Below are 17,555 nucleotides of genomic sequence, written 5' to 3' on the forward strand. Positions count from 1 at the left end.
GCGGACCGATGAGCGGACCCGACCGCACGACCGCGCCCACCGCCCGCACCAGCCAGGAGATCAGCATGTCAACCCGGATCAGCCCGCCCCCGACGGCCGGACCCACGGGCAGCGCTGCCGAGTTCTTCGCGGGGACGGCCTTCGACGCGCGGCCCGCGCGTGCGTGCCACAGCCTCGTCCGCCGGATGCCCGAAGGGCTCACCGCGGACCGCGTCACCGGGCTGCTGACCGCCGCCCAGGAGGCCGGCGCGCTGCCCGCGGACCTCCGGCTGTGGGTCGAGGACGTGGTCACCGCCGCCGCCGACCCCGCCTCCGAGGCGCTGCGCGCCCGTGAGGGTTCCCGGACGGTCGGCCACGGCGCCCGGCTGCGCATGGTCCTGCTCTCCTACGCCGACGGCGTGGCCGACCTGGTCCTGGTGGCCCACCGCCGCGCCGTGGACAGCGCCGGACTCGACCTCGTCGGCCGGATCCTGTCCGGCGCCGCGGACGATGCGGCCCGGCTCGCCGGCCCCGGCGAACCGACGCGCCACAACGCCGTGGACGCCGCACCCCCGGCCTGGGGCCTGGGTGACGCGCGCCGCGCCGGCGCCACGGGCGTCGTGCGGATCGGCCCCGTGGAGGTCGCCCCGGAGCCCGTCACTCCCGTCCTGATCGCCGCCACCGCCCTGGTGCTGTCCCGCTACGCGGACCGCGGCCGGACGGTCGGCCTGCTCACCGCCGACCGCGCGGGCCGTGACCGGTTCGCCGCGGTGAGCCTGCCCGTCGACGAGAACACCCCGGTCACCGACCTGGTCCAGCAGGCCGAGCGCGCCATCGCCTCCGCCACGCCCGTCGGTGCCGACCAGCCCGTCCCCGCCGTGGGAATCGTGGAGCTGTCGGGCCAGGACGAGGCGTACCGGCCCTTCCTGGAGCTGCCGTTCCCGGTGACCTTCACCTGGGAGCCGCGACGCGACGGCTTCCTCGGCGGCCGCCTCGAGTACGACGAGACGGTGCTGCACCCCGAGGTGGCCGAGCAACTGGCCCGCCACGTCGGTCGCCTGGCGGCGCTCATCGGTGCCAAGCCGGACGACACCCGGATCCTGCTGGGCGCGGACGTCGAGCTGATCGCCGAGGAGGAGCGCGCGGCCCTGCTGGACCTCGGACGCTCGCGGCCCGCCCCCGCGCGGGCCGCCACGACCGCGCAGCCGGCCACCACGCTGCACGCCGCCACCACCCCGCACACCGCCACCACCCTGCACACCGTGCACAGCGCCTTCACCCGGCTCGCCGCCGAACGGCCCGGCGCGACCGCGCTGTCCGACGCCGACCGCGAGCTGACGTACGCGCAGCTCGACGAGGCGGCCACGCGGATGTCCGCCGCACTGGGCGAACGGGGCGTCGGGCCGGGCGACTTCGTGGGTGTCTGCCTGGACCGCGACACCGACCTGGTGGTCACCCTCCTCGCGGTGCTCAAGACCGGGGCCGCCTACGTCCCGATGGACCCGCGCTACCCCGTCGAGCGGCTGCGCTACACCACCGAGGACGCGGGGCTGCGCCTCGTGGTCACGACCCTCGGCGAGTTCCCCGTCATCGACGGCGTCACCGCGGTCCACCCGAGCGCGCTGGCCGGATCCACGGCCGCGGCGCCCGAGCCCGCGGACGACCCCGACGCGCCGGCCTACGTCATCTACACCTCCGGATCCACCGGCAAGCCCAAGGGCGTGGTCGTCCCCCACCGCAACGTCGGTGCGCTCATGGCGGCGACCACCCGGGACATGCGGCTGGGCCCGGACGACGTGTGGACGCTGTTCCACTCCAGCTCCTTCGACTTCTCCGTGTGGGAGATCTGGGGCTGCCTGCTCACCGGCGGCCACCTCGTCGTGGTCCCGTACTGGGTCTCGCGCTCGCCGGAGGAGTTCCACGCGCTGCTCCTCCAGCGCCGGGTCACCGTGCTGAGCCAGACCCCGTCCGCTTTCGCGTCGCTGCGCGACGTGCACCTGAACCAGCAGGAGTCGCTCGCCCTGCGGCTCGTGGTCTTCGGCGGCGAGCCGCTGGACGTGCGCTCCCTCGAGCTGTGGTTCCGGCGCGAGCCGCACGACCGGTGCCGGCTGGTGAACATGTTCGGCATCACCGAGACCACCGTGCACGTCACCACCCAGACGGTCACCCCCGTCGAGGTGGCCGCCGGGTCCCGCTCGGTGGGAACGGCCCTGCCGGGATGGACCCTCTCCGTGCGCGACGACCGGGGCCGGGTCCAGCCCCTCGGCGTCCCCGGCGAGATCTACGTCGGTGGCGCGGGCGTGGCCGACCGCTACCTGAACCGTCCGGAGCTCACCGCCGAACGCTTCGTCGACGATCCGCTGACCGGCGAACGCGTCTACCGCAGCGGCGACCTGGGACGGCTGCGTCCGGGCGGACGGCTCGACCACCTGGGCCGGATCGACGACCAGGTCAAGGTACGGGGCTTCCGCATCGAGCTCGGCGAGGTCAGGTCCGTCCTGCTCGACGACCCCACGGTCTCGGCGGGCGCCGTCGTACTGAACCAGGGCGACGGCGACGCGGCCGGCGTGCGCCTCGACGCCTACGTGGTGCTGCGGCCCTCCGGCTCGCTGACCGAGGTCCGGCGCCGGCTGCGCGAGGTCCTCCCGGAGCACATGGTGCCGGCCACCCTCACCGCGGTGTCCGAGATCCCGCTCACCGTGAACGGCAAGGTCGACGCGGCCAAGCTGCCCAAGCCCGACCAGCTCCCCGCGGTGGAGGCCGACGCCGAGGCCGCCGTCATGACCGAGGCGGAAGCCCCCGCGGAGCAGGAGAGCCTGGCCGACGTGGTCCTGCGCGCCTGGCGGGCCACTCTCGGTCCCGAGGTGGAGCCGGACGACGACTTCTTCGAGCTCGGCGGCAACTCGCTCCTCGCGGTACGGCTTTCCGCGGCGCTGCGCCGGGAAGGCCTGCCGCCCGTACCCCTGCGCGACCTCTACCTGCAGCCGACGGCGGCGCTCCTCGTGCAGCACCTCACGGCGCGTCAGTCGGCCGAGGCCGGGGCGGAGCAGTCATGAGCGCCGGCATACGGAAGCCGCCTCGAGTCGCGGTCGTCTACGACTTGGGCTCCGCCACGGCGAACGACATCCTGGCCGCCGCCCACCGGCTCTGCGAGGTGGTCTTCGTCGCGGACTTCGACCGGCCCGGGGCCGCCGCCGCCCGGCAGTCCATGCTCGCCCTGGGCGAGGTCGTAGACGTCACCGGACGGGATCCCGAGGAGCGGCTCCACCTGCTCCGGGAAGCCGCGGTCGACGGCGTCGTGACCTACAGCGAGTACCAGCTCGCCGAGACGGCCCGCATGGCGCACGGTCTCGGGCTGCCCTACCACGCGGTCGAACTGATCCCGGCGCTGGTGGACAAGCTGGTGCAGCGCCGGATCCTGGCCGAGGCCGGGGTCCAGGCCACCCGCTGCGCGGTGATCGGTGACGATCCGGCGCGGGCGCTCGACCTGGTCGGCGTGCCGGCCGTGATCAAGCCGCGGATCGGTGCCGGAAGCCTGCACACCACCCGGGTGGACTCCGCCGAGGAGTTCCTCGCCACGGCGGCCGCCCGCCCGGCCGGCATCGAGTTCGTCGCCGAGCAGATGCTGGAGGGCGACCCCCGGGTGGCCGGCGGGTTCTGGGGGGACTACGTCTCCGTGGAGTCCGTCCACACCGGGTCCGCCTCCCGGCAGGTCTGCGTCACCGGGAAGTTCGCCCTCGCCGAACCCTTCCGCGAGACCGGGATGCTGCTGCCGGCCACGCTGTCGCAGGAGGCCGCCGCCGAGGTCCTGGCCCTGGAGGCCGCCGCCGTGCGGGCCCTGGGCATCCGCCACGGCATCACCCACACCGAGATCAAGCTGACCCCGGACGGCCCCCGCATCATCGAGGTCAACGGCCGACTGGGCGGATACGTCCCGGAGATCCTGCGCCGGGCCACCGGGATCAACCTGGTGCGCATCGCGCTGGACGTCGCCCTCGGCGGGGAGCCCCGTATCCCGGCGGCCCGCCACCGGGGCGTCACCTACCAGTACTTCCTCACCCCGCCGGCCGTGGCGGGCACGCTCGCCTCGGTCAGCGGGCTGTCCGAGCTCGCCGGGCTGCCCGGCGTGCGCAACGTCGAGGCGAACGCCGGGCCGGGGCGGCTCGTGGACTGGCGCGAGGGCACCCAGAGCCACTTGGGCGTGGTCTTCGGCTCGGCCCCGGACCACGACGCCCTGCGGACGGTCGCGGAGTCGATCACCGCCACTTTCCGCCCCGTCTTCGCGCCGCCGGCCGGCGCGGGCGCGTGAGGCGAGAGCACGAAGAGATGGAACGAACGATGAAAGCTACGCAGGGCTACCCGCGCGACGCGACGATCCACGCGCTGTTCCTCCGGCAGGCCGCGGCGACCCCCGACGCGCCCGCGGTGGTCGGTGAGCGCGGCACGCTGACCTACCGCGACCTGGCGGAACGCTCGGCCCGGCTCGCCGCCCGCGTCCTCGCGCACGGGGTCCGCCCCGGGGAACTCGTGGCGGTACGCGCCGAGCGGAGCCCCGAGTGGGTGATCGCCAACCTGGCCGTGCTGCGCGCCGGAGCCGCGTACCTGCCGATCAGCCCCTCCGAGCCCGACCGGCGGGTGGAGTACCTGCTCGACGACGGCGGGGTGCGGCTGCTGCTCGGAGACCGCGAGGGCGAGGCGCCCGGCGGCCGCGGGACCGAGATGGCGATCCGCGAGGACCTGGCCCCGGACGCGGCAGCCCCGGACGCGGCAGCCCCGCGGGCCGGGGAGCCCGACGGAGTCGGGGCCGAGAGCCTCGCGTACGTGATGTACACCTCGGGCAGCACCGGACGGCCCAAGGGCGTCATGGTGTGCCACCGCAACGTGGTCCGCCTGGTCCGCGGTACGGACTTCGTCACGTTCTCCGAGCGGATGCGGGTCCTGCAGACCGGCGCGGTCTCCTTCGACGCGAGCACCTTCGAGCTCTGGGGCCCGCTCCTGAACGGCGGCGCGCTGGTGCTGCCCGAGGAGGACGCCGTTCTGGACGCCGGTCGCCTCGGGGCCGCGCTGAGGGACCACGGGGTCACCACGCTGTGGCTCACCTCGCCCCTCTTCAGCCGGATCGCCCGGCAGGACCCCTCAGTCTTCGCCCCGCTGAACGACCTCGTGGTCGGCGGCGACGTGGTCGCCGGCGAGCACGTCGCCGCGGTCATGGGGGCCTGCCCCGACATACGCGTCGTCAACGGCTACGGCCCCACGGAGAACACCACCTTCTCCACCACCCACCGCATCAGCCCGGAGGAGACCGGCGGGCCGCTGCCCGTCGGGCGGCCCATCGCCCACTCGACCGCCTACGTGCTGGACCCGTCGGGCGCTGCGGTGGCGCCGGGCACCGAGGGCGAGCTGTACGTCGGCGGCGACGGCGTGGCGCTCGGCTACCTGGGCCGCCCCGAGCTCACCGGGCAGGTCTTCCTGTCCGACCCCTTCCTGCCCGGCGGACGCATGTACCGCACGGGCGACCTCGCACGACAGCGCCCGGACGGGGTCATCGAGTTCCTCGGCCGCGCCGACGGCCAGGTGAAGATCCGGGGCTACCGCATCGAGCCGGGGGAGATCGAGTCCGTGCTGCGCGGACACCCGGCCGTCGGCGAGGCCGTCGTCGTACCGCTGGTGCGCGAGGGCGGGGAGGCGAGCGACCGCTACCTCGCCGCCTACTTCACGGAGACCGAACCGCTCGACGTGCGCGAGGTGCGCGAGCACCTGGCGGACCGGCTGCCGCGCCACCTGATCCCCGGGCACCTCGTCCTGCTCGACTCCATCCCGTTGACCGCCCACGGCAAGGTCGACCGCTCGGCGCTACCCGATCCGGCCGATCTCCACGACCTGCCGGCGGAGCACGTGCCGCCGCGGGACGCCGTCGAGGAGCGGCTGGTGGCGATCTGGGAGAGCGTGCTGCCCGGCGCCACCGTGGGGGTGCTCGACTCGGCGTTCGACCACGGCGTCGACTCGCTGATGGCCGCCGGTCTCGCGACCGCCATCGGCACGGAATTCAGCGTTCCCGTGACCGTCGCGGACATCTTCCGCAACCCGACCGTCGAGGACCTGGCCCTCCTGCTCGGCACCCGGGCGCCCGAGGCCCGGGGGCCCGCCGGGCTGCCCGCCGCCCCGCCGGCCGACCACTATCCGCTCGCGCCGCAGCAGTACCCGCTGTTCGTGGCGCAGCGCCGGGACGAGGCCTCGGTCCAGTACAACGTGCCGCTGCTGCTGGACCTGCCGGCCGACGTGGACGAGGCACGGCTCGCGGAGGCCTGGCGCGGACTGGTACGCCGTCACGAGGTCCTGCGCACCGCGTTCCTGCTGAAGGACGAACCGGTACAGGTGGTGCACGCGGAGGTCGTCTCGGAGCTGCGCGTCACCGAGGGGGAGCCGCGGCTCGACGAGCTGGTGCGCCCCTTCGACCTGGAGACCGCGCCGCTGGCCCGGGCGGGCCTGCACCGGTCCGGCGACCGGGCCGTGCTGTTCGTGGACCTGCACCACCTGGTGGTCGACGGACTGTCCCTGGGACACCTCTTCGGCGACCTCGACGCCCTGTACCACGGCCGGGAACTGCCGCCGGTCGCCCACCCCTACCGGGACTACGCCCACTGGGCGGCCGCCGGGGAGGGCAAGGGGATCGCCGAGGAGCAGCGCGCGTACTGGACCTCCACGTTCCGGGGCCGGCCCGTCCCGGCCGAGCTGCCCACCGACCGCCCCCGGCCCGCCCTGCGGACCCACGCGGGCGACCTGCTGCCGTTCGGGCTCGGGACCGGACGCACCGCCGCGCTGCGCACCTTCGCCGCGCAGCGCTCCGTCACGCTCTTCGCGCCGCTGGCGGCCGCGTACGCGGTCTTCCTGTCCGTGGTCACGGGTCAGGACGACATCACCGTCGGGGTGCCGGCAGCCGGCCGTACCGCCCCCGGCCTCGACACCGCGGTGGGCATGTTCGTCAACACGGTGTCCCTGCGGCTGCGGCCCTCGGGGGACAAGCCGTTCGGCGCGCTCGTCGAGGAGGCGGCCGCCACCGCCCGCGAGGCGTTCGCCCACCAGGACTTCCCGTACGGCGAACTCGTCCGCGAGGCCGGGGAGCCCACGCCCGGCCGCAACCCCCTCTTCGACACCCTGCTCGCGCTCCAGGCGAGCGCCCTGCAGGCCGCCGACTTCCTCGGGGAGCGCGTCTTGCTGAGGCCCCGGCACACCGGACAGGGCATGGCCGACCTGAACATGCAGGTTTTCGAGGAGCAGGACGACCTGCACATCGAGTGGGAGTACTCGACGGAGCTCTTCGACCGTGCCACGGTCGCCGCGTTCCGCGACACCCTCCTCGGCATCCTCGACCGGGCGCTCGCGCACCCGGACACGACGGTCGCCGCGCTGGGACGGCCGGCCGGCCCCGGCGCCACCGACACCACGGCCGCGCCGGAACTTCCCGGCATCGCTTTCGACTTCTGATCCACACGCCGAGGAGCACCACCTTTCATGAGTTCTCATCTGACCGTCGGGCAGCGAAAGATCGCCGCCTCGCAGCGGCCCGCCTCGGCGGCGTTCTGGGCCGGCTTCCTCGACGGGTCCCGCGCCACCGGGTTCCCGGCCGACCGCCCCGCCGCCGCCCGTACCGGACGCACCCGCCCGGCCGCGGTGCTCGACCTCGATCCCGCTCTGGCCGAGCGGCTGACCGCCGTCAGCCGTGGCGACGACACCACGCTCCACACGCTGTTCACCGCGGCCGCGATCGCGCTGCTGAACGCGTACACCGGTGAGCGCGACCTGACGGTCGGCCAGCCTCCGACCGGGCCCCAGCCGCTGGCCCGGGTCCTTCCGACCCGCCTCGAACTGCTGGCCGAGGACACCCTCAAGACCCTCCTGGGCCGACTGCGCCAGGCCACCCTGGACGTGCTCGCCCACCAGGACTACCCGGTCGAGCTGACCGGCGCCGAGGTCGAGGTGGCCGTAGCGCTGGAGGGCCTGCACGCCGCGGAGGCGGTCGACGCGGTCGCCACCGACGTGCTGTTCCACGTACGGCGCACCGAGGCCGGTTTCGCCATCGAGGTACGGACCGAGGCGGAACGGTTCTCCCCGCAGAACGCCGGCCGCCTCGCCGCCCACTACGCCCGGCTGCTCACCGCCGCCCTGGCAGCGCCCGACACCGCGCTCTCGGCGCTGGACCTGAGCACCGAGGCGGATGCGGCCGTGGTCGCCGCGGCCAACGACACCACCGTGGCGTTCCCCGGCGACGTGACCCTCCCGGAGCTCTTCGCCCGCACGGTGGCGGCGACCCCCGACGCCGTCGCCGTCGTGTCCGGCGAGGTCTCCCTCACTTTCGCCGAGCTCGACCGCGCCACCACACGGCTGGCCCGCACGCTCCGGGAGCAGGGCGTGGGCCGCGAGGCCGTCGTCGGTGTCCTCGCCGAGCGGTCGGTCGAGATGCTCGTCGCCATCCTCGCCGTCCTGAAGGCCGGAGCCGCCTACCTGCCCCTCGACGTCTCCCTGCCGGCCGCGCGCATGACGTACATGCTCGAGGACAGCAAGGCGGCGATCGTCCTGGCGCAGCGCGATCGCGCCGGCCTGGTGCCGTCCTCCGTCACCGTGCTGGAGCTGTCCGCGGACACCTCCGAGGACGCCGGCGAGCCCCTGGCGGCGGGGTCCGCGACCGACGCCGCGTACGTCATCTACACCTCCGGCTCCACGGGCGCCCCCAAGGGCGTGGTGGTGGAACACCGCAGCGTCGTCAACCGGCTCCACTGGATGCAGCGCGCGTACGCGATCGGCGCGGCGGACACGATCCTGCAGAAGACGCCCGTCTCCTTCGACGTCTCGGTGTGGGAACTGTTCTGGTGGCACATCGAGGGCGCCCGCGTCGCCCTGCTGGCACCGGGCGGCGAGCGCGAGCCGGAGGCCATCGTGGCCGCCGTCGAGCGCCACCGGGTGACCACCCTGCACTTCGTGCCGACGATGCTCGGCGCGTTCCTCGACTACGTGGCGGCCACCGGAGCGCAGGGACGCCTCTCCTCGCTGCGCCGGGTCTTCGCCAGCGGCGAGGCCCTGGGCGTGCACCACGTGCGCCGCTTCGCCGAACTGCTGCGCCACGCCGAGCTGGTGAACCTCTACGGGCCCACCGAGGCGACCGTGGACGTCAGCCACCACCGCACCTCGGCCGACGACACCGTGGTGCCGATCGGTCTGCCCATCGACAACATCCGGCTCCACGTGCTCGACGGGCAGCGCCGCGAGCGGCCGGTGGGCTTGCCGGGCGAGCTGTACATCGCCGGCGACGGCCTGGCCCGCGGCTATCTCCACCGCGCGGAACTCACCGCGGAGCGGTTCGTGGAGAACCCCTTCGAGGGCGAGTCCCGCGCCTACCGCACCGGTGACCTCGTCCGGCGCCTCCCGGACGGATCCCTGGAGTACCTGGGCCGCAACGACTCCCAGGTCAAGCTCCGCGGCTACCGCATCGAGCCGGGCGAGATCGAGCGCCGCCTCCTCGACCACGAGGGCGTCGGCGACGCGGTGGTCGTGGTGCGCACCGGCTCGGACGGGCACCAGCGGCTGGTCGGCTACGCCGTGGCCGCCGAGACCACCGAGGACCGGCCGACGGAGCAGCAGCTGCGCGTCCACCTCGCGGGGACGCTGCCCGAGTACATGGTCCCGGCCCGCGTCGTCCTGCTGGACGCCTTCCCGCTGTCCCCGAACGGCAAGCTCGACCGGGGCGCCCTGCCGGAGCCCGCCACCGAGGCCGCAGGCCACGTGGAGCCCCGTACCGAGAGCGAGAGGGCGCTGGCGGGCCTGATCGCCGGGGTGCTCGGCCGCGACCGGATCGGCGTGCACGACAGCTTCTTCGCGCTCGGCGGCACCTCCATCCACTTCGTCACCGTGCTGGCCAAGGCGCGGGGGCTCGGCCTGGCCTTCACCTTCCAGCAGCTCTTCGCCAACCCCACCGTCGCCGCCCTGGCGGCCGTACTGGACGAAGGCGGCACCCGGGAGGAACTGCGCCACGAGTTCGCCCCGTTCGAGCTCATCAGCGAGGAGGAGCGGGGCCGTCTGCCGGAGGACGTCGAGGACGCCTACCCGATGTCGATGCTCTCGGCGGGCACCATCTTCCAGAGCGAGATGACCCGCGGCAGCTCCCAGTACCACGACATCATCGGCTACCTGATCAACAGTGGTTTCAACGCCGGGGCCTTCACCGAGGCCGTACGGATCCTGGTCGACCACAACCCGATCTTCCGTACGAGCTACCGGCTGAGCGGCTTCCGCGACTACCTGCAGCTCGTCCACAAGTCCGTGGACCCGCCTCCGGTGTTCATCGCCGACGTCCGCCACCTCGACGAGGCGGCCCAAGAGGTCTGGTACGAGGAGTGGGAGCGCGAGGAGAAGGCCCACGCCTTCGACTGGGAGTACCCCGGCCTCATCCGGCTGCACGTCCACGTCCTGCGCGACGACCTGTACCGCTACAGCATCAGCCAGCACAACTCGGCCCTGGACGGCTGGAGCATCAACCTGGTGCACACCAAGCTGTTCGAGATCTACCACGCCCTGTGCACCGACGGCGTGTTCACCGGTGAGCCGGTCCCCAACCACCTGCGCAACTTCATCGGCCTGGAACAGCAGTCGATCAACTCGCCGGAGGACCGCCAGTACTGGCTCGACCGTCTGGAGGACCGGCCGCAGACGATCATCCCGCGGCTGCGTCCGCGGGACGAGGAAGCGGCCTTCCACGTCATCCTGCAGGACGTGCCGCTCCCGCGCGGGCTCTCCGACCGGATCGTGGCACTGGCCGGACGCCTCGGCGTCCCGGTGAAGACCGTGCTGCTCGCCGCCCACATGAAGGTGCACGCCGTGGTCACCGGCGAGCGGGACGTCATGACCGGCTACGAGCACAGCGGCCGCCCGGAAGTCGCGGACGCGGAGAAGGCGTGCGGCCTCTTCCTCAACTCGGTGCCGCTGCGGGTGGAAATCGCCGACGGCAGCTGGGAGGGACTGATCCGGCAGATCTACGACGCCGAGACCTCGTTCCTGCCGCACCGCCGCTACCCGATGGCCAAGATGAAGCAGGACCTGCAGACCCAGGTGCCGCTCTTCGAGACCGTCTTCAACTTCACGCACTTCTACTCGCTGAAGAAGCTGCGCGAACTGCCCGAGTTCTCGCTGCTGGACGTCCGCGCCGTGGCCATCACGGAGTTCCCCTTCCGCTCGGAGTTCTCCCGGCACTTCTACACCGACGAGGTGCAGCTCAGCCTGCATTACCACACCGACGCGTTCGACAACGATCACATCGTGCGCATCGGCGGCTACTTCATCGCCGCGCTCGACCGGATGACCGCCGACCCGTCGGACTCCCACGCCACCCGGCCGCTGCTCGGTGACGAGGAACTGGCCTCGCTGGCGGAGTTCGGCTCCCGCCCGCAGCCGGCCGTGGCCGACGGCGGGGCCCTCGCGTCCGACGCGTCCGTCGTCGTCCTCGACCCGTCGGGCCTGCCCGCGGCGATCGGCGCCCCGGGCGACATCGCCCTGGTGCGCGAGGACGGCACCCGATCCGTCGTCGGCCGGGGCCGCTGGCTGCCCACCGGCGTACTGGAGCGGGCCGGTGACGGCGCCGACGAGCCGCAGGAGCCCGCGGTGGCGGTGGAGGCCGCCCCGGAGGCCGAGGGCGAACTGTCCTCGGCGGCGATGCGCGTGGCGGCGGTCTGGGGCGAGGTCCTCGGCATCGACCCCACGTCGATCAAGCTCACCGACGACTTCTTCGAGCTCGGCGGCAACTCGCTGGCGGCCATGCGTGCGGTGATGATGCTCAACGGCCTGGTGACGATCAAGGACGTGATGCGCAACTCGCGTCTGGGAGAGCAGGCCGAGCTGGCCGAGAAGCTCACCCAGGACGAGGGATCCGGTGTCCTGGTGCGGCTCACGCCCGCCGACGACCGGCCCTCCGCGACCCTCGTCTGCTTCCCCTACGGCGCCGGTCACGCAGTGCACTTCCGCCCGGTCGCCGACGCGATGCGGCGCAAGGACTCCTCCTTCGCCGTGCTGGGAGTCGAGCTGCCCGGCCACGACCCCAAGTCCGGTGCCGACGAGCTGATGCAGGTCGCCGACATCGCGGGCCTGGTGGTCGAGGAGCTGCTGCGCCAGGAGCGCGGCAAGATCGTCCTGTGGGGCCACTGCGTCGGGTCCGCGCTGGCCGTCGAGGTGGCGCGGCTGCTGACGGCTCGGAACGTCGAGGTGGAGCACCTGTTCATCGGCGCCAAGCTGCTGTACGACGCCGCCGCCCTGCACGAGTCCATCGACTACGTCTCCTCGATGACGTACGAGGACATCAAGCGCTGGCTCATCGTGGAGAGCGGCTTCACGGGCTTCGACGAGCTCGGAGCCTCCTACGCCGATCTGCTCGTGCGCACCTTCCGGCACGACTCGACCAGCGCCAACGCGTACTACCTGAACACGTACGGGGACGGCGGGACGACCGCCGCGCAGCCGGTGACCGTACCGACGACGGCCGTGTACGCGGCCGACGACCCGGTCACCACCGGTTTCGCGGAGCGCTACCGGGACTGGGCGCCCTTCACCGGCGTTCCGCGCCTCATGGAGATGCCCGGCGGCGGCCACTACTTCACGCGCACCCGGCCGGCCAAGGTCGTCGAGATCGTCCTCGACACCCTCGCCGCTTCCGCCGAGCCGCAGGGTGAGGGGCGATGACGACGGCCGACGCACCGGCGGCCGCGCCGGTGGACCTTTCCCTGGACCTCTCCTCCCCGGCGAACTTCGTTCCGGAACCGCCCTACCGGGTCTGGGCCGCGATGCGGGACCTGCCGCAACTCCCGTGGCAGGACCGGCCGGACGCGCCCGGCTTCTACTCGGTGACCCGGCACGACCACACCCGGACCGTCCTGCGCGACGTGGCGACCTACAGCTCCGAGTGGGGCATGACGCTGGACAGTACGCTCGGCGTCCGCGACCCCGCGGCGGGGCTGATGATCGAGCTGACCGACAAGCCGCGCCACGCACGGCTGCGCAAGCTGGTCACCGGGGCGATCACCCCGCAGTTCGTCCATTCGCTCACCCCGGTCATCGAGGAGCACGCCCGGCGGCTGGCCGAAGCGGCCGTACGGCAGGGCGAGGTCGACGCGGTCGGAGCGCTGACCGCCCCGATGCCGCGGCTCGCCATCGGTTCCATCCTCGGCATCCCCGAGGAGGACCGCGAGGCGGTCGCCTCGATGGCCAGCCGGGCCATCACCGGTACCGAGGCGGCGGGCGCCGCGGCGCCCACCCTGGCCGAGCGCCGCCGCTTCAGCGAGACCGGCAACAACGACCTCCTCATGTACTTCGTGGAGATCATCGAGGGGGAGCCGCACCGGCTGGACCCGAACGGCATGGTCCGGCGCCTGATGGACATCGAGATGGACGGCGAGCGCCTGAGCTCGGACGAGGTGCTGCTCAACTGCCTCAACCTGGCCATCGGCGGCTACGAGACCACGAAGAACGCCGTGGCGGCGGGCCTGCTCCGGCTCGCCACCACGCCGGGCGCCTGGCAGTGGCTGCGCGAGGACCACGGGCGGATCCCCGCGATGATCGAGGAGATGCTCCGCTTCGACACCCCCGCCATGCACCTCATCCGCACGGTGACCCGGCCGGCCGTGCTCGGCGGAACGGAGCTGAAGGAAGGGGACACGGTCTGCGTCTGGCTCTCGGCGGCCAACCGCGATCCGGAGGTGTTCGAGGCGCCCGAGGAGTTCCGCCTCGACCGCACCCCCAACAACCACCTGTCCTTCACCATCGGACCGCACTTCTGCCTGGGCGCCGTACTGGCCCGTCTGGAGATGCGCTCGCTCTTCACCGAACTGCTCACGCGCGTGGAGTCGGTGGAGGCCCTGTCCGGTCTGATCCGCCGGCCGTCGAACTTCATCTCCGGAATAGACCGGTTCGACATCCGCCTGCGTCCGGCCTGAGCCCACGCCCCCGAGCCCGACGCCCCGGAGCGGTCGCTCCGGGGCGTCGGGGTCCCCGCGCCCACCCATAGAGAGAAGAGCCAATGCAGATGGAACTCCCCGCCGGCCGGGTGATCATGGTCGGCTTCGGCAAGCTGCTGCTGAACCAGATGGAGCAGTTCCTGCCGGAGAACAGCGTGGTGGTGGTCGAGGACCCCGACATCATCCGCAAGCGCGACGTCCACGAGGCCGCGGCCACCCTGCGCTGCGTCGGCTCCGTCGTCGCGGCCCCGTACCACCAGGACCTCGCGCTCGCCGAAGCCGTCGAGGAGCACCTGGCGGGAGAGCCCGTCGCACTCGTCATCGCCGGCCTGGAGTACGGCGTCCACGGCGCGGCCGTCCTCGCCGAGCGCTGGGGGAGGCCCGGCGCCGGCGCCAAGGCCGCCGCCGCGCTCACGGACAAGCTGGAGCTCCGTGCCGCCGCACGGGCCGGGGGGCTGCGCAACCCCGAATGGACCGAGGTGCACGGGCCCGCGGACGCCGAGGAGTTCGCCGCCGGCGGGCCCGTCGTCCTCAAGCCCGCGAACCGGCACGCCTCGCTGGGCGTCCAGCTGCTGGAGCCGGGCGACGACATCGCCGCCGCCTGGGAGCTCACCGTCGCCGCCCGCGACGACATCATGCTGCCCGACCGGGAGCTCGCCTGGCGCTACATGGCCGAACGCCGTCTGTACGGCCACGAGTACAGCGTCGAGGCCCTGGTGCGCGGCGGCCGGATCGTGTTCCTGAACGTCACCGACAAGCTCACCGCCGGCGGCCGCTACCCGGTGGAGCTGGGCCACGTCGTGCCGGCCGCCCTTCCGGAGGACGTACGGCGCGGCTTCGAGGAAGCGATGACGCTCTTCGTCGCGGCCATTGGGTACGACACCGGCATCCTGCACGCCGAATGGATGCTCGGCGAGGAGGGCCCGGTCCTCATCGAATGCGCGGGCCGGGTGCCCGGTGACTCGATCACCTTCCTGCTCGACGCGGCATACGGCGGCAACGTGATCCGCGCACTGGTGGAACTCCTGGCGGGCGGCAGCCCGAAGCTGCCCGGCAGCGCCCCGATGGGCGCGGCGATCCGCTTCCTGACCGCGCCCGCGGGCACGGTCAGGGAGGTGACGGGCATCGAGGAGGTACAGCAGCGCACCGGCGTGCTGCGCGCCGCCGTCACCGTGGGACCGGGCGACCACGTGGCCGAACTCCGCTCCTCCTGGGACAGGGTCGGCGAGATCATGGTGCTCGCCGCCGGGCCGGCCGAGGCCCGGACCGCGGCCGAGGAAGCCGCCGGGGCCGTCCGCATCACCGTGGACGCCGGGGCCGCGCTGTGACCGCGGGGCAGACGCAGGGCAGCCGTACGGGCGTCCTGCGCGAGAAGCTGCTCGGCCCGGCCGCCGTGAAGGGAGGCGTCGCCTTCCTCGCGATCGGGCTGATCGACGCCATCGGCACGGGCATGTACCTGGCGGGCTCGGCCCTGTTCTTCACCACCGTCGTGGGACTGAGCGTGGCCCAGGTGGGCATCGGCCTCTCGGTCGCCGGCGTCCTGGGACTCGCCGCCCAGCCGGTCATCGGATGGCTGGCGGACCGCTGGACCCCGCGCAAACTCCTGGTGATCCTCAACGTCTACCGGGCCTGCGGCTTCATCGCGTACGTCTTCGCCGACGACTTCCTCAGCTTCCTGCTCATCGCGGCCTTCCTCGGCGTCGGCGAGCAGGCGGTGTTCCCGATCTACCAGGCCCTCGCCGAGCAGATGGCGGGTGCCGACGGGCGCGTCGCGATGATGGCGCGCATGCGCGTCGTCTTCAACGTGGGCTTCACCCTCGGCGGCCTGCTCGCCAGCATCGCCATAGCGGTGGGCACCCGCGCGGCGTTCAGCGTGATCGTCCTGGGCAACGCGGCGTCGTTCATCGTCGCCGCACTGCTGCTGAGCAGGCTCCAGTTGCGCAACCCGCCCGCCCCGGCGGAGCAGAAGGCCAAGAAGTCGCCCCTGCGGCTGGTCGCCCTGCGCGATCTGCGCTACGTGGCGGTTTCCGGGGTCAACGGCGTGCTGGTCCTGCACATGGCACTGCTCGGCATCGGCGTGCCGTTGTGGGTGAGCGAGCACACCAGCGCGCCGAAGGCCCTGGTCGGACTGCTGCTGGTGGTCAACACGGTGCTCGCCGTCGTCTTCCAGGTCCGGGCCTCGGCCGGGACCGAGAACGTCGCCGGCAGCGTCCGGGCGATGCACAAGGCGGCGGTGGCCCTGGTGGGCTCCTGCGCCCTGTTCGCCCTGGCGGGCTTCGACCTGCCCGTCGTCGCCGTCGTCGCCGTGCTGGTCCTCGGGCTGGTCCTGCTGACCGCGGGCGAGCTCTACCAGTCCGCGGGAGGCTGGGGCCTGTCGTACGCACTGGCCCCGGACCGCTCGCGGGCCGAGTACCTGGCCACCTTCAACCTGGGGACGAGCGCCCAGTTCGTGCTCGGTCCCACCATCGTCACCATCGGTGTGATCGGCAACGGGACCACGGGCTGGGTGGTGCTCGGCGCCTTCTTCCTGCTCGCCGGCGCGCTCGTCGGTCCGCTCGCCAAGGCGGCCGAGAAGCGACCCGCGCTGCACGCCGACACGCAGCCGGACCCGGCCGCGACGGCCGCCGCCTGATCGCTTCAACCGCTGCCCGAAGCAACAGATGTGACGCCACATCAGTCATACGAGGAGTTGACCGGATCATGGCTGAGAGCAGGGCTCTGCGCCGACCGTTCCCCCGGCCGGGGGCGGCCATGCGCCTCGTGTGCCTGCCGCACGCGGGCGGTTCGCAGAGCCTGTACCAGGCCTGGGCGCAGCTGCTTCCGCCCGAGATCGAACTGATCGTCGCCTGCCCGCCGGGGCGGCTCGACCGGATCGACGACCCCTGGCCGGCCTCGATAGCGGACCTGGCAGCCGATTTCGCGACCGAACTGACTCCCTGGCTGGACCGCCCCTGGGTGGTGTTCGGCCACAGCATGGGAGCGCTGGTCGGCCATGAACTGGTCCTGCGCGTTCAGCGGATGGGGCTCCCCGCCCCGGCGAGGCTCTTCGCCTCGGCCTGCGCGGCTCCGAGCCTGCGCCGCGATCGAGGCCAGCACGTGATGACGGACGACGACCTGTGCGCCGAACTGGCCGGGCTCGGCGGTATCGATCCGGAGCTGCTCGAACTTCCCGAGTTGCGGGAGATGGTGCTGCCCGTCATCCGGGGCGACTACGAACTGCTGGCCGACTACCGGCCGCGCCGGGGCGACCTGCTCTCCTGCCCGGTCAGCGCGTTCGTCGGCGTCGAGGACGCCGAGCTGTCCCGGGAAGGGGCGGTCCGGTGGGGCGAGTGGACCTCCGGACCGAGCGAGGTGGTGGAGTTCGCAGGTGGTCATTTCTACCTCTCCGAGCAGCCGGAACGGGTGATCGGAGAACTGCTCGACAGGCTTCCCGTCGCCGGAGTCCGCAGGAGTTCCGTGACGTGAGCCCCGCGTCGAAGGCTTGATCTTCGGCGGCCATGTCCGGAAGGCCACCGTGCACATGTCCTGGGTGAACGGCCGGTCCGACCCAGGTGGCGCACGGTGGCCTGGTCCCCGTATCCCGAC

Annotated in this window: 8 protein-coding genes; all 8 read left to right on the forward strand. The window is 72.9% G+C overall.

Annotated features, from left to right (window positions below):
- Positions 1–8: 8 nt before the first annotated feature.
- Entirely contained in the window at positions 9–3,035 is a 3,027-nt protein-coding gene (locus tag ACIQV3_RS19360) for an amino acid adenylation domain-containing protein (RefSeq protein ID WP_403713612.1), read from the forward strand.
- The gene (locus ACIQV3_RS19365) at positions 3,032–4,288 is read left to right on the forward strand and encodes an ATP-grasp domain-containing protein (RefSeq protein ID WP_403713613.1); all 1,257 of its coding nucleotides are present in this window, start codon (positions 3,032–3,034) and stop codon (positions 4,286–4,288) included. The genes ACIQV3_RS19360 and ACIQV3_RS19365 overlap by 4 nt, the downstream gene beginning before the upstream one ends.
- Positions 4,289–4,317: 29 nt before the next feature.
- Complete coding sequence (locus tag ACIQV3_RS19370; RefSeq protein WP_403713614.1) at positions 4,318–7,464, forward strand: amino acid adenylation domain-containing protein; 3,147 nt, start codon at positions 4,318–4,320, stop codon at positions 7,462–7,464.
- Positions 7,465–7,491: 27 nt separating this feature from the next.
- Positions 7,492–12,699 carry an amino acid adenylation domain-containing protein gene (locus tag ACIQV3_RS19375; RefSeq protein WP_403713615.1) on the forward strand — a complete coding sequence of 1,736 codons (5,208 nt, stop codon included), beginning with the start codon at positions 7,492–7,494 and terminating at the stop codon, positions 12,697–12,699.
- Positions 12,696–13,949 (forward strand): cytochrome P450, encoded by a 1,254-nt coding sequence (locus ACIQV3_RS19380; RefSeq protein WP_403713616.1) that lies wholly within the window; start codon positions 12,696–12,698, stop codon positions 13,947–13,949. Before ACIQV3_RS19375 ends, ACIQV3_RS19380 begins: the two co-directional genes overlap by 4 nt.
- A gap of 83 nt (positions 13,950–14,032) precedes the next feature.
- Complete coding sequence (locus ACIQV3_RS19385) at positions 14,033–15,298, forward strand: ATP-grasp domain-containing protein (protein WP_403713617.1); 1,266 nt, start codon at positions 14,033–14,035, stop codon at positions 15,296–15,298.
- Entirely contained in the window at positions 15,295–16,602 is a 1,308-nt protein-coding gene (locus ACIQV3_RS19390; RefSeq protein ID WP_403713618.1) for an MFS transporter, read from the forward strand. The genes ACIQV3_RS19385 and ACIQV3_RS19390 overlap by 4 nt, the downstream gene beginning before the upstream one ends.
- Before the next feature lie 68 nt (positions 16,603–16,670).
- Positions 16,671–17,435 (forward strand): thioesterase II family protein, encoded by a 765-nt coding sequence (locus ACIQV3_RS19395; RefSeq protein ID WP_403713619.1) that lies wholly within the window; start codon positions 16,671–16,673, stop codon positions 17,433–17,435.
- The last annotated feature ends 120 nt before the right edge of the window (positions 17,436–17,555 follow it).

Origin of the sequence: Streptomyces sp. NPDC099050, from assembly GCF_044759865.1 — a bacterium.
Taxonomy (GTDB): domain Bacteria; phylum Actinomycetota; class Actinomycetes; order Streptomycetales; family Streptomycetaceae; genus Streptomyces.

Coding starts and splice junctions, on each gene's coding strand:
- ACIQV3_RS19365 (WP_403713613.1), top strand. CDS start 3,032: ATGAGCGCCGGCATACGGAAGCCGCCTCGAGTCGCGGTCGTCTACGAC.
- ACIQV3_RS19370 (WP_403713614.1), top strand. CDS start 4,318: ATGAAAGCTACGCAGGGCTACCCGCGCGACGCGACGATCCACGCGCTG.
- ACIQV3_RS19380 (WP_403713616.1), top strand. CDS start 12,696: ATGACGACGGCCGACGCACCGGCGGCCGCGCCGGTGGACCTTTCCCTG.
- ACIQV3_RS19385 (WP_403713617.1), top strand. CDS start 14,033: ATGCAGATGGAACTCCCCGCCGGCCGGGTGATCATGGTCGGCTTCGGC.
- ACIQV3_RS19395 (WP_403713619.1), top strand. CDS start 16,671: ATGGCTGAGAGCAGGGCTCTGCGCCGACCGTTCCCCCGGCCGGGGGCG.
- ACIQV3_RS19375 (WP_403713615.1), top strand. CDS start 7,492: ATGAGTTCTCATCTGACCGTCGGGCAGCGAAAGATCGCCGCCTCGCAG.
- ACIQV3_RS19360 (WP_403713612.1), top strand. CDS start 9: ATGAGCGGACCCGACCGCACGACCGCGCCCACCGCCCGCACCAGCCAG.